The sequence below is a fragment of the Trinickia sp. genome, assembly GCF_051953405.1.
In the GTDB taxonomy this organism is placed as follows: domain Bacteria; phylum Pseudomonadota; class Gammaproteobacteria; order Burkholderiales; family Burkholderiaceae; genus Trinickia.
The window spans coordinates 1-12927 of the sequence record NZ_JBQCIV010000055.1; the positions used below are offsets into that span (position 1 = coordinate 1).

Here is a 12927-nt window from a genome sequence, read left to right on the forward strand (position 1 = left end):
GAATTGCGCAGCTACAGCCCCAAAGCTGGTCTGCCCGCGCAGGTATGTCTTGACTACCCGCAGCTTGAATTCCTCGTCGTATTTCAACATGAACAACGCCCCAAAGGTTGGATTGATGTCCAACTTTTGGGGTGCACTTCATACGCGGGGCTCGCATACACCGCTAGCCGAACTTCGAACAACGGCGTGGCGCGCATTGTCGAATCGGCGCCCGGGTCGGGGCGGATTTCGATGTCCGCCGCGATGTCGCCTGTCTTATATTCGCCGCCGAGCAATTGCAACTCCACCCGCACGTCGGGATACCGCGCCAGGAAATCGCCGAGCACCGGCGCCAGAGCGAAACGCGCGAACGGCACCGACGTGGCGACGCGCAGCAACCCGCGCGGCTGCGCGTGCATCGCACCGATCGCCAAATCCGCTTGTTCGGCCTCCTCCAGCATCCGCATGCAACGCTCGAGATAGAGTTCGCCCGCTTCCGTCAGCATGAGACTGCGCGTGGTGCGCTCGATCAGGCGGACGCCCAACCGCGCTTCGAGCCGCGAGAGCGCCCGGCTGACGCTCGATTTCGGCACGCCCAAGCGCTCGGCCGCCACCGTAAAGCTGTGCGCCTCGCAAATCCGCACGAAAAACTGCAACTCGTTTAAGTCGATCACGCTCGCCCTCGCCGATTGTTCCACACAGGCAACAGACTGTTCGATTCCTTCCAATTGTTGCTCATGATAGCCATTCTTTCGGGCGGACGTTCGATCATCCACCACTCGAAGGAGAACAACGATGTATCTGGTAACCGGTGCAAACGGAACCGTGGGCAGTCAAGTCGTAGCGCAATTGCTGGATGCCGGGCATCGAGTACGCGCCTATGTGCGCAGCCCGTCGAAGCTCGCGGCATGGGGGGAACGCGTCGACGTTGCCGTGGGCGACTACGAGACGCCCGACGCGTTTTCGGCCGCGCTCGAAGGCGTGGAAGGCGTCTTTCTGATGAACATCGGCAGTGCCGAGGCGTTCGGGGCGCTCGCCGCTCGCGCTGCGCAGCGGCAGGTGGCACGCGCGGTCATGTTGTCCACCACGATGGTCGAGGTCTTGCCCGACACGATGCTCGGCCGCGTCCATCGGCAAAAGGAAGAGATCCTGACGGCGGCTGGCCTGGACGCGCGATTCGTGCGGCCGACCGGCTTCATGTCGAACAGTTACCTATGGGTACCGAGTATCCGAGCCGACGGGATCGTCCCGAATCCGATGGGCACAGGACGCGCCGCGCCGGTCGCCCCCGAAGACATCGCCGTCGCCGCCGTCCGTGCGCTGATCGATCCCGCCTTGCGAGGACAGGCGCTCACGGTGACCGGCGGCGAGACGATCAGCCTGCCGGAGCAAGTGGCCTTGCTCGCGCAAGCGATCGAGCGGCCCCTGCGCTGCGTCGACATCACGCTCGACGAGGCTGTGGACAATCTGACGCGCGCCGGCGTGCCTCAACCGATCGCCGCTTCCATCGTCAAATCGTACGAAGCGGTGAAGGAAGGCCGCGCCGCGACGAAGACCGACACGGTCGAACGCCTGCTGGGACGACAGCCGCTTCGATTCGAACAATGGCTCGACCTGCATATCGATCGATTCAAATAGATCGGTGTAGAGGCGATGCATGTAACGCAGCTAAATACCGGCGTAAGCAGCGTTTAATCCGCAAAGGCAACGTGCTGCGTAGAATCGATCGTATTCGCAGACATGGCCAACGTAGAGGTTCCCAGTGACGACGGACGTTTCCTCGCCCCCTTCCTATCCGAAAGCCGTTCTTTTCGACTTGCTGACTGCGCTTCTCGATTCATGGACGCTGTGGAATCGCGCGGCCGGCTCCGACGCAATGGGGCGTGCGTGGCGCGCGGCGTACCTTCGGCTGACCTATGGCTGCGGCGGCTATGTCGATTACGAAACGCTCGTGGCTAACGCCGCCGAACAAGTCGGGCTGCCGATAACGGCCGCTCGTACGTTGAACGAAACCTGGCTCGAACTGGCGCCTTGGAGCGGTGCCATCGCCGCATTGGACGCGCTACGGCCGCACTGCAAGCTCGCGGTCGTCACGAACTGCTCCGAGCGGCTCGGCCAGCTTGCGGCGTCGATTCTCCCCGTCAGTTGGGACGTCGTGGTCACAGCCGAACGAGCCGGTACGTATAAGCCCGACCCGCGCCCCTATGCGCTGGCGCTCTTGGAATTGGACGTCGCCGCCAAGGACGCATGCTTCGTCGCGGGATCGAGCTACGACATGTTCGGGACGGCCGCGTGCGGCCTACGCACCTACTGGCACAATCGCGTCGGGCTCGCACCGGTGGCGGGCGCACCAATGGCGCAGTTCGAATCGTCGACACTCGATGCGCTTGCACCCTGGGCCAGCCGGTTCGGCGCTGCTACCCATGCTTGATCCGGTAGCAAAGATGACGCTCGATACGTCATTGGCCATCGTCGGCCCGCAGCACGGAATCGTTGCCTTTCTATGACGCGCACGAGCGGTGGCGTCTACCGCCCGTGTACCCCTCGCTTCACGCTTCGTCGATCGCACCATCCAGTGTCAACAGCGAGCATGCCGTTACCGTCACGTCCAACGGCGCGCCGCTAAGCACGGCAGCGAGATTGGCCAGACTTTCCTCGTCGCAGTCGGCCACATCGACAGTCATGCATTCGTTTCCTGTCGCCGCGTCCACCTTCACCGCCCAACCGTACACGCGCGCGCCGCTTTTCGCGAGAGTTCGCCATACCGCAATGATCTTCAATCGCCCGGCTGGCGCACGAATCGAAAGCCGTTGAACATTCATTTCAGTTGCCCATTGTTATGACTGTCGAGACGCAGGTCGTGGCAACATGCCACGTAACGAAGCGTAAGTCAGACGTAACGCGATGAGTAGGCTCGCCGTTTGTGCGTACCGGCCTATTTACGGACGAACCGCCGCAATGCTAGCTATAAGCGCAAGACGCGAGCCCGATCTCGGTAACCCTGGAGGCGAACGATTGTCGAAGCCGTATTTCTATTTCAATCTGGCGACGAGCGGCGTCCTGCCCGAGCAGGACTTGGCTAGGCTCGATGCAGCCGGCTATACGATCGATCTACGGCGCGTCGTGGTGGAAAGCACCCCCCATTCGACACCGGCCATGGAACGCCCCGCGCTCGTGAACATGCTCCGGCGCATGCGCGCGCAGGACACGCTTGTCGTGTCGAAACTGGTTTTTTTGGGCAGGAGTGTGCGCGACGTACTCTCGACGATCGAGCGGTGCCGAGATGCCGGGCTGCGCGTTCACTGCGAAGAGACCGGTCCCGCGAATCTCGCTAGCGCAGCGGCCCCGATTGCCGTGAAGACGCTGGCGGCCGTCGCCGAGCTGGAACGATACAGCGCGAGCGCGCGAACGCGCGCGTTTCTGAGCCAAGCGCAGGGCGAAGGTCGTCCGCTCGGCAGGCCGCCTTCCCTCACGGCACAACAGCGCGCCCGCGTGCTCGAGCGTCTCGCCCGGGGCGTGGCGGTCAGCGACGTGGCCAGGCAGTTTCATACCTCGCGTCAAACGATCATTCGAATTCGCGACAAAGCACGAGGGCAGTCCGGTTCTTGAGGCGGGCGCGGTTCTTGCGCACTTGGCGCATAAAGGACCGCACAGTGACTACTCGAGATACGATCGTTTTAGGGGCATCCGCGGGCGGTGTCGATGCGCTGACCGCCATTGCCGCCGTCTTCCCGGAGCGGTTCCCCGCCGCCGTTTTCGTCGTACTGCATGCGGGCGCCCACCCAAGCATCCTGCCCGAAATATTGCAGGGCGCCGGCCGATTGCCGGCACACCACGCGCGCAACGGCGAGCGCATTGCGAACGGCAATATCTACGTTGCCCCGTCCGACTTGCATATGGTGATCGAAGGCAACGTCATTCGAACGATTCGAGGTCCAAAACAAAACTTCGCGCGGCCATCGATCGATCCGCTCTTTCGCAGCGCCGCCGTCCAACGCGGTACACGCGTGATCGGGGCCATATTGACGGGGCACCTCGATGATGGAACGGCAGGCCTGGCGGCCGTTCGAGCTTGTGGGGGCATGACGATGGTTCAGGATCCGGCCAACGCACACGCGCCCGACATGCCGCGCAATGCTATGCACGGAACACCGCCCGATTACGTCTTGCCGATCGGCAAACTGGCCTCGACGATCGCAGCGCTGGCGGGCAGCGCCGTTCCGAATTCGGCGGCTGCACACGCCAAGTTAGTGGCCGAAAACGACGTGATGCTGAAGTCGTCCCCAATCGAAGCAATGACGGCGCTCGGCACGCCTACAGGCCTTACTTGTCCGGAATGCGGCGGCGCATTGTGGCGCATCGATCAGCCGCCGCCTGCGCGGTACCGGTGCCACACCGGGCACGCGTTCGGTTCCGAAACGCTCGGCGCGGCCTGCGCTCATGCCATCGACCGCGCGCTTTGGCAAGCGCTGCGCGCGCTACATGAAAAGAAAGCGCTCAATACCGAACGCGCCGAGTATCACATGAGCCGAGGCGAGCAAAAAAACGCGCAGTATTACGCGGCGCGAGCGAACGACGCCCATCAAGCTTCCCAGTCATTGGAGCAGTTGCTATATAAAGCAGACCAATCGCCGTAAGCCGGCCCCCAAAAATCGTCGCACAACGTACTGGCCGCGATTCGCCCGGAACTGCGCATCGGCTTGCGCAAGGCGATTTGCATGGCGCTTAAGGGCCAGCAGCGCGTCGACGTGCCGCCTGTCAGATTCGATCATGAGGGCCGTTCGATTGCGGTATGAGCGATTGCGCGCACCGTCCACGCCCGCAGCGTGACGTCGCCCGCAGCGTTGACGCCGCGTTTGCGGCGAGCTACGCTCTCGCCGCCCCCTCTATGCGCGATCGTCATGACGTCCATTCTCTCGCCGCGGCTCAGCCACCGTCTCGCTACGCAGCGCCTCTCGCTCGAGCCGGTCAGTGTCGATTGCTCGTATCAACTACTCGAGTACCAGCTCGATAATCGCGCGCACCTCCAGCCTTGGGAGCCCCTGCGCCGCAGCGAGTTCTTCACGCTCGACGCGGTGGCGGCTCGCACCCGAACGATGGCGGACAGTATGGCGTCGGGCCAGGCGCTGCATTGGCTGCTGTTCGAAGGCGATACCGTCATCGGCGAGTGCAATTACACGAACATCGTGAGAGGCCCCTTTCTCGCCTGCCATCTTGGCTATTCGATCGATCATCGGCGCCAAGGCCGCGGTTTGATGCGCGAAGCGTTGACGACCTCGATCGAGTATGTCTTCGATCGTGTGGGGCTGCATCGAATCATGGCCAGCTATCGCCCCGAAAACGCACGCAGCGAGCGGCTATTGAATTCGCTCGGATTCGAGCGCGAGGGATTCGCACGCGCCTATTTGAAAATCAACGGCGCATGGGCCGATCACGTGCTGACGGCACTGATTAATCCGGAACTCTGAACGGGCGCATTTCACGAAAGGGCTTGAATCTATCCTAGCGGGCGGACTATGCTTTCCCGTTGGTCATCCGAGGGAGCGAGCATGGACCGCATTCAAGCAATGGAAGTCTTTACCCGCGTCGTCGATGCGAATAGTTTCACGCGCGCGGCCGAGACGCTCGGCATGCCGCGCGCATCGGTCACGACGATCATTCAAAACCTTGAGGCGTTTCTCGGCGTACGGCTCATGCACCGCACGACGCGCCGCCTCTCGCTCACGCCCGACGGCGCAGCGTACTACGAGCATTGCGTCAAGATCATCGGCGAGATCGCCGAAGCCGACGCCAGCTTCCAGGCCGGCAACCGCAAGCCGAACGGTCTGCTGCGCGTGCATATGCCGAGTGCGCTCGGGCGGCGTATCGTCATCCCGGCGTTGTCGACGTTTCACCAGCGCTATCCCGACGTGACGCTCGATCTAGGGCTCTCGGATCGTCCGGTCGATCCGATCGAGGAAGGCGTCGATTGCATGATCCGCGTGGGCCCGCTCGAGGATTCGTCGATGGTGGCGCGCCGCATCGGCATGCTCAAGCGCGTCACTTGCGCGTCGCCGAGTTATCTCGCCAAGCGCGGCGAACCGAAAACGATCGAGGAACTCGCGGGGCACTATGCCGTGAATTTCCGGGCCGCCCACGGCGGCCGCCCGATTCCCTGGGTGTTCATGGTGGACGGTGAGCCGGTCGAGGTCAAGATGGAAAGCTTGCTGACCGTCAACGACGCCGACGCGTATGTAACGTGCGCGATCGAAGGCTTCGGCATGATCCAGCCGACGCTGTTCATGGCGTTGCCCTATCTGATCGACGGCTCGCTCAAGGAAGTCCTCGCGGGATGCAATCCGAAACCGAAGCCGATTTCGATCGTTTATCCGCACAATCGGCATCTTTCGGCGAAGGTTCGCGCGTTCGCCGAATGGATCGCCGAATTGTTCGATTCGATGCCCGCGCTCGAAGATGTCTCTCGCGCGCGCGATGAAGCGGCTGAGAAGCCGGGACGGCCGTGGCGCGATGCGGTAACGGCGTAAGCGTTTTTGAATTGGGGTGGCTAGCGCAAGGCACGGCTCATTTCCGCCTCGGATATCACACGCATGTCGCTCTCATCGCGCCTCTCGTCCCATCCATCAGACGGCAAGCTGCGCGCCTACGCGCGCATGAAGCGTCTCGCCACCGCCTTGCTCGCGGCGATGGCCGGAATCGACGTCGTCTCGCGCCTTTTCGAGCCACGCTACCCCATGCTGGGATTCGTGCGCGCCTCTGCCGAAGCCGCCATGGTCGGCGGCATCGCCGATTGGTTCGCCGTCACCGCCCTATTTCGACATCCGCTGCATTTGCCGCTGCCGCACACGGCCATCATTCCCCGCAACAAGGATCGCATCGGCGAGAACCTGGCGAAGTTCGTCGAAACGAACTTTCTTGCGCCCGAGCTCATCGCCAGCAAGCTAGAACGCGTCGACTTCGCGATTCAGGCCGCGCACTGGCTCGCCGTCCCCGAACGCGGCCGGCAAATCGCTCAATGGACGCTCGATTTTCTGCCGAGCCTGCTCGCAGCCATCGACGACGACGACGTGCGCCGCTTCATCCACCAGAACGTCGCCCAGCGCGTGCGCGACATCGATACTCCGCTCGTCGTCGGCACGATCGCCGATACGCTGCTCGAGGACAACCGCCACCAAGCCGTCGTCACCGAACTGCTCGAACAACTTGCGCGACTTTTCGAGGAACACAAACCGCTCATTCGGCAACGTGTCCGCGACAGCACGGCGTGGATTTGGAAAAAGCTATCGATCGACGAAAAGGTCTCCGACAATCTGATCGCCGTCGTCGACGACACACTCAGAGAACTCAGCGAAAATCCCGATCACGCATGGCGCGTCGGCTTCGACGAAGCGATCCGGCATTTCGTGATTCAGTTGCGGACATCGCCCGACTATCTCGCCAAATGGGAAGCGCTCAAGCATCGCTTCGTCGAGCACCCGGCCCTGAAAGCGTACTTGGCCACGATCTGGCGAGACATCAAGACGAGCATCGAGCAGGACGCCGCCGCCCCTCGCTCCTATATCAAGACGCGTATCGAAGACGCGATCGCCGGCATAGCGAAAGGTTTGCTCGAAGACGCCGCGATGCGCGAAAAACTCAACGCGTGGTTGCGAGAAACCATGCTAGCGGTCGTCGCGGGGCAACGACACGCGATTGCTCGGCTGATTTCGGAAACGGTTCATCATTGGGATGCCGCTACCGTCACGCAAAAAATCGAACTCGAAGTGGGGCGAGACCTTCAGTTCGTTCGCATCAATGGCACGGTGATCGGCGGGATTGTCGGGCTCTTGCTGCATGCGATCGATGTTTTGTTGTTTTAATGGCGCGATCTTCTGTCCGCTCGCGTCAAATGCGTCACCATTGGCGCAATTGTCGGACTCTTGCTGCATAGGATCGACATTTTGCATCTTAATTTATAAGTTGCCACACGCTATCGACGCCGCGCGCACGAATCTTCTATCTCATCTAGAACATTAGATCATGCCTCACCCGCGGCATAACGCCGAGCGCCCCGCCCTCATTTTTTGGCGATTATTTTTCAATCGGCTAAACCAACGTACTTAACATTTGTTTTCCCGCACCCCACTTTTTTTTCGCAAAAAGAACATCGAAGCTACGCCTCGCCGCGCAAGCGATACAGCAAAGCGCTTTTATCAAATCAACTTTCAAGTATTCGAGCGGCGAGACCAATCGGATTTCAATCGATTCGATTCAACGATCAACTATCAGAACACGGGTGATATCTTGCACAAGATCAGTTCGGGATTGCTTGCGATCGGCGCCGCTCTGGCGCTCGCAGGCTGCGGGGGAGGCGGTGGCGGGGGCTCGTCCACCGTCGGAGCGAATAGCAACGCCGCGAGCGCCGCACCGGTTCTCGCCACGGCGACACCGGTGGCCGACGGCGCGCCGCTCGGCGCCGAGAATTGGCAAGCCGGTTCGACCGCAACGGGCGGTCAAGGACAAGCCGTCGGCGGCCTCAACTGCGCCGCGGCCGGCAACACTTACAGCTACACGCACGTGTCCATCTACCAGAACGGCACGCTGCTCGCCCTGCCCGCGAACATCGGCACAATGGCGCCGACTGTGGCGGCGCCCAGAGGCTGCGTCTATCCGCTGAACACCGTCGACGAAAGCGGCAAGATCCGCATGGACACGACGAGCAATGCCTCGTACACGCTCGGCCAATTCTTCGCGATCTGGGGCCAGCCGCTTAGCCCAACGAACGTGGCCGGCTTGCAAGGAACGCCCATCACTGCCTATGTCAACAGCGGCGGGACGCTGTCGAAGTACACGGGCGACCTCGCCAGTCTCGTGCTGCCGCCGCACGGCGAAGTGACGATCATGATCGGCGCGCCGCTCGCGCAAATCCCCACCTACACATGGAGCGATCCGCCGCCCTTCGATCCGAACCCGGTCACGCTGGTCTATCTGGGCTCGGTCGGAACCACGTCGTACTGGCCTGACGGAAACGCCCCGGCAGGCGGCTCCGGTGCGGATGTCGACGGCCTCGCCTGTTCGCCGAATATGGTCACGAACTACCACGTGCACGCACATTTGGCCATTATTTACAACGGACAATGGCTGACGTTGCCGGAGCATATCGGCATGACTTCGTCGTGCTACTACGAAATGCACACGCACGACCACACCGGCATCATCCATATCGAAGCGCCGGACGTGAAGCCCTATACGCTCGGCCAATTCTTCGACATCTGGGGCGAGCCGCTCACGAGCACGAACGTAGCGGGCTTGTCGGGCAACGTGGTGGCCTATATCAACGACAACGGCGAGGCCCGCCGCTATATGGGCGACCTGCGTACGATCGCGCTGACGTCGCATCGCGACATCACGCTGCAAATCGGTACGCCTGCGGTCAGCACATTGGCAACCTATTCTTGGTATGAGCCGCAGTAAGCCGGTTCACCGGTAACGCATCGCCAACGATACTGCCGTCTCTCGGGACTCCGTCGCGATTACGCGATCGCTGCGGAGTCCCGATCGCTTATCTCCTTCTGCTTGACGCACGATTCGTGCGCTTGTCGATCGTCCTTTCCTACTTGCCGGTCAATCGGGCACGTGCGCGCAGATTCAACCCGTTGTATGCGCAAGCATCTGGCACAAGTTGCCGATAACCATACCGGCCGAAATTATTTTCTTTTTTTTCGAACGGGAACGCACCGCTTCGCGCGCCCCATACAATCTCGCCGTTTTATTTTTCTTGCCGCGCAAAAACGTCACCGTTAGGCTTTAGCACGCAAGAGAAACAACGAACGTCTATTCCCTTATCCACCGGCGCTTACGCGTGCGGCGAGACCAATCGTTCCGACGCTAGGCGGCGGGACTTCGAGCGATGCGATCGGCCCGCGCCCGAGAGGCGCGAGAAGCCCGTCGATGCCGGCATGTTCCGCCATTCGATCGGATGGCCTCACACGCCGCGCACATCGCGACGACAACGGCAAGGTCGATCACCGCACGAGTTTGCTAGCCCGTTCGACTTCGGGCTCGGCGATCCCGCGGCCGCCCTTCGCCTTTTCGTTTATTCGATTCAACGATCGATTAACAGGACAGGGGCAATATGTTGCATAAGATCCATTCAGGTTTTCTAGCGATCGGTGTCGTCCTAGCGCTGGCCGGCTGCGGTGGCGGAGGCGGAGGCGGTTCCTCCGGTGCCGGTTCCGGCAGCAGCGCGGGCAGCACCGCGCCGACCTTAGCGGCGGCGTCGCCCGTCGCCGATGGCGCGACGCTCGGTGCCGAAAATTGGCAAGCCGGTTCGACCGCAACGGGCGGTCAAGGGCAAGCCGTCGGCAGCCTCAACTGCGCCACGGCCGGCAACACCTATAGCTACACGCATCTGTCCATCTATCAGAACGGAACGTTGCTCGCCCTGCCCGCCAACATCGGGACCGTGCAACCGACGCTGGCCGCACCGACCGGCTGCGTCTACCCGCTCAATACGGTCGACGAAAGCGGCAAGATTCGCATGGATACGACGAGCAACGCCTCGTACACGCTCGGCCAATTCTTCGCGATCTGGGGCCAGCCGCTTAGCCAAACGAACGTGGCCGGCCTGCAGGGAACGCCGATCACCGTTTATGTGAACGACGGGGGCACGCTGTCGAAGTACACCGGCGACCTTGCCAGTCTCGTGCTGCCGCCGCACGGCGAAGTGACGATCATGATCGGCACGCCGCTCGCGCAAATTCCCACCTATACGTGGAGCGATCCCCCGCCCTTCGATCCGAATCCGATCACGCTCGTCTATTTGGGTACGGTAGGCACAACGTCAGCCTGGCCCGACGGCAGCACCGCGACGGGCGGCTCGGGCGCCGATGTCGACGGGTTGACTTGTTCGCCTAACATGTCGGTCCTCTTCCATGTGCATGCGCATCTGGCCATCGTCAACAATGGGCAATGGCTGCAGTTACCCCAGCACATCGGCATTACATCGTCTTGCGACTATGAAATGCACACGCACGACCACACCGGCATCATCCATATCGAAGCGCCGAACGTGAAGCCCTATACCCTCGGCCAATTCTTCGACATTTGGGGAGAGCCGCTCACGAACTCGAACGTGGCCGGGTTGACGGGCAATGTCGTGGCCTATATCAACGACAACGGCGAGGCCCGTCGATACATGGGCGACCTGCGCGCTATCACGCTGACGTCCCATCGCGACATCACGTTGCAAATCGGTACGCCCGCGGTCAGCACGCTGGCCACCTACTCCTGGTACGAGCCGCAGTAAGCCGGTTCACGTGCGACGATAGAAAGATACGTCGTCCCCCTCGCACTCCTTGGTTACGGCCCGCTCCCGTCACCCGGGAGTGCGAAGCGTTTTGCGGCTCCGCCGCCGTTTTTTGCGATGCCGCATTTCAGCGTGCCGGTCCCCTTCGCCCACTCTCCACCATCCGACCGGCGGCCCTCGAACGCCTTTGTCGACCCCGAAAGCAGGCCGCGCGAATCTGAGCGAAAATCGAGCGACGTAATTAGTCCGCTGCCAGAATTCGTTGCCGGAACCCACCCATGCCTGTCATGCCGCTGGTTCGCCCTCTTGCCCGTCGCGCTGCGCGCTTGCTGTCCGCGGCCGAGCCGAACGCCGCACCGGAGAGCGCATGAGCGAGCGCGCAGTCGGCGTGTTCCGATCGCTCCGGTTCTTCAACTATCGGGTTTGGGCGGCCGGCGCGATCGTCTCCAACATCGGCACCTGGATGCAGCGCACAGCGCAAGACTGGCTCGTCTTGACATCGCTTACGCAACACAGCGCGTCGGCGGTCAGCATCGTCATGTCGCTGCAATTCGGGCCGCAATTGTTACTGCTGCCCGTAAGCGGCTATGCCGCCGATCATCTCGATCGGCGCCGCCTGCTGATGTTCACGCAAGCGGCGCAAGGCGCCCTCGCGCTCGGCCTCGGTATCCTCACGATCGCGGGCCTCGTCAAGCTCTGGCACGTCTACCTGTTCGCCTTCCTCTTCGGATGCGCCACCGCGCTCGACTCCCCGGTGCGTCAAACATTCGTGTCGGAACTCGTCGGCGATCCCGAACTGCCCAATGCCGTCGCCTTGAATTCCACGTCGTTCAATCTCGCACGGATGGTGGGCCCCGCGGTAGCCGGGTTCGTCATCGCATCGGTCGATACGGGGTGGGCTTTCGTATTGAACGGTCTGTCGTTTGCGGCAGTCCTGGTCTCGCTCGGCTTCATGCGCAAGCACGAACTGCGCAGCGGACCTCGCGCCACGCACGTCCGCGGCGGATTCGCCGCCGGTTTTCGCTACGTCTGGGCGCGCCCCGATTTGAAGGCGACCGTGATCATGCTGTTCCTCATCGGGACCTTCGGCCTGAACTTTCCCATCTTCATTTCGACGATGGCCGTCAGCGTCTTTCATGTGGACGCGAGCCGTTACGGTGCACTGTCCTCGATGATGGCCATCGGCACCGTCACTGGCGCCCTCTCCAGCGCCCATGCGGGCCGGCCGCGCTTTCGCTCGCTCTTGATCTCGTCGGCGGTCTTCGGGGCCGGCTGCGCGGTGGCCGCCATCGCGCCGACCTATTGGGCGTTCGGGGCAGCGCTCGTGGCGATCGGCATCGCGACGCTCATGTTCCTGACGACAACCAATAGCCTCATGCAACTTTCGACCGAGCCGGCGATGCGCGGCCGCGTCATGGCGATTCGCCTCGCGGTCGCGCTCGGCGGCACGCCGATCGGTGCGCCGATCGTCGGATGGGTCGCCGATCATGCCGGGCCGCGCTGGGCTATTCTCGTTGCGGCGGCGTCCGGTTTGGCGGCGGCCGTCGTGGCGGCCCGCGCACTGGCGGCGGAACGCGGCCGGGTTAGTCCGGCAGTCGGAACGGAAGAATGAGTTCGCCCACTTGCACGGAATGAAACGATCGATACTCAAGTTGCATACAAAG

General features: G+C 62.1%; 12 protein-coding genes. 10 read left to right on the forward strand and 2 right to left on the reverse strand.

Annotation, left to right across the window (positions count from 1 at the left end; translation table 11 throughout):
• Positions 1-83: 83 nt before the first annotated feature.
• On the reverse strand, positions 84-653 hold the full coding sequence (locus tag ACTHN9_RS08940; RefSeq protein ID WP_440536400.1) for a LysR family transcriptional regulator: 570 nt from the start codon (positions 651-653) through the stop codon (positions 84-86).
• 121 nt (positions 654-774) lie between these two features.
• Here ACTHN9_RS08940 and ACTHN9_RS08945 point away from each other — a divergent pair, with 121 nt between their 5' ends.
• Together ACTHN9_RS08945 and ACTHN9_RS08950 are read left to right on the forward strand one after the other, a co-directional pair.
• The gene (locus tag ACTHN9_RS08945) at positions 775-1617 is read left to right on the forward strand and encodes an NAD(P)H-binding protein (RefSeq protein ID WP_440536401.1); all 843 of its coding nucleotides are present in this window, start codon (positions 775-777) and stop codon (positions 1615-1617) included.
• A gap of 124 nt (positions 1618-1741) precedes the next feature.
• Positions 1742-2410: an HAD-IA family hydrolase gene (locus tag ACTHN9_RS08950; protein WP_440536402.1), complete on the forward strand. Its 669-nt coding sequence runs from the start codon at positions 1742-1744 to the stop codon at positions 2408-2410.
• Positions 2411-2528: 118 nt separating this feature from the next.
• On the opposite strand, the gene ACTHN9_RS08955 is transcribed toward ACTHN9_RS08950, so the two are convergent.
• Positions 2529-2801 (reverse strand): hypothetical protein, encoded by a 273-nt coding sequence (locus ACTHN9_RS08955; RefSeq protein ID WP_440536403.1) that lies wholly within the window; start codon positions 2799-2801, stop codon positions 2529-2531.
• A gap of 193 nt (positions 2802-2994) precedes the next feature.
• Here ACTHN9_RS08955 and ACTHN9_RS08960 point away from each other — a divergent pair, with 193 nt between their 5' ends.
• From ACTHN9_RS08960 to ACTHN9_RS08995, 8 genes are all read left to right on the forward strand, one after another.
• The gene (locus ACTHN9_RS08960; protein WP_440536404.1) at positions 2995-3588 is read left to right on the forward strand and encodes a recombinase family protein; all 594 of its coding nucleotides are present in this window, start codon (positions 2995-2997) and stop codon (positions 3586-3588) included.
• A 44-nt stretch (positions 3589-3632) separates the two neighbouring features.
• Positions 3633-4616: a chemotaxis protein CheB gene (locus tag ACTHN9_RS08965; protein WP_440536405.1), complete on the forward strand. Its 984-nt coding sequence runs from the start codon at positions 3633-3635 to the stop codon at positions 4614-4616.
• Between the two features lie 264 nt (positions 4617-4880).
• On the forward strand, positions 4881-5447 hold the full coding sequence (locus ACTHN9_RS08970; protein ID WP_440536406.1) for a GNAT family N-acetyltransferase: 567 nt from the start codon (positions 4881-4883) through the stop codon (positions 5445-5447).
• Positions 5448-5528: 81 nt separating this feature from the next.
• Positions 5529-6503: a LysR family transcriptional regulator gene (locus ACTHN9_RS08975; RefSeq protein ID WP_440536407.1), complete on the forward strand. Its 975-nt coding sequence runs from the start codon at positions 5529-5531 to the stop codon at positions 6501-6503.
• 63 nt (positions 6504-6566) lie between these two features.
• Positions 6567-7835, forward strand: a complete 1269-nt coding sequence (locus ACTHN9_RS08980) for a DUF445 domain-containing protein (protein WP_440536408.1) — start codon at positions 6567-6569, stop codon at positions 7833-7835.
• Positions 7836-8256: 421 nt separating this feature from the next.
• The gene (locus ACTHN9_RS08985; RefSeq protein WP_440536438.1) at positions 8257-9429 is read left to right on the forward strand and encodes a hypothetical protein; all 1173 of its coding nucleotides are present in this window, start codon (positions 8257-8259) and stop codon (positions 9427-9429) included.
• 661 nt (positions 9430-10090) lie between these two features.
• Positions 10091-11263 carry a hypothetical protein gene (locus ACTHN9_RS08990; RefSeq protein ID WP_440536409.1) on the forward strand — a complete coding sequence of 391 codons (1173 nt, stop codon included), beginning with the start codon at positions 10091-10093 and terminating at the stop codon, positions 11261-11263.
• Positions 11264-11630: 367 nt separating this feature from the next.
• On the forward strand, positions 11631-12875 hold the full coding sequence (locus ACTHN9_RS08995; RefSeq protein WP_440536410.1) for an MFS transporter: 1245 nt from the start codon (positions 11631-11633) through the stop codon (positions 12873-12875).
• The last annotated feature ends 52 nt before the right edge of the window (positions 12876-12927 follow it).

Bases quoted from the DNA above. Each gene is read 5' to 3' on its own strand.
- ACTHN9_RS08980 (WP_440536408.1), top strand. From the start codon at position 6,567: ATGTCGCTCTCATCGCGCCTCTCGTCCCATCCATCAGACGGCAAGCTG.
- ACTHN9_RS08995 (WP_440536410.1), top strand. From the start codon at position 11,631: ATGAGCGAGCGCGCAGTCGGCGTGTTCCGATCGCTCCGGTTCTTCAAC.
- ACTHN9_RS08955 (WP_440536403.1), bottom strand. From the start codon at position 2,801: ATGAATGTTCAACGGCTTTCGATTCGTGCGCCAGCCGGGCGATTGAAG.
- ACTHN9_RS08945 (WP_440536401.1), top strand. From the start codon at position 775: ATGTATCTGGTAACCGGTGCAAACGGAACCGTGGGCAGTCAAGTCGTA.
- ACTHN9_RS08970 (WP_440536406.1), top strand. From the start codon at position 4,881: ATGACGTCCATTCTCTCGCCGCGGCTCAGCCACCGTCTCGCTACGCAG.
- ACTHN9_RS08975 (WP_440536407.1), top strand. From the start codon at position 5,529: ATGGACCGCATTCAAGCAATGGAAGTCTTTACCCGCGTCGTCGATGCG.
- ACTHN9_RS08990 (WP_440536409.1), top strand. From the start codon at position 10,091: ATGTTGCATAAGATCCATTCAGGTTTTCTAGCGATCGGTGTCGTCCTA.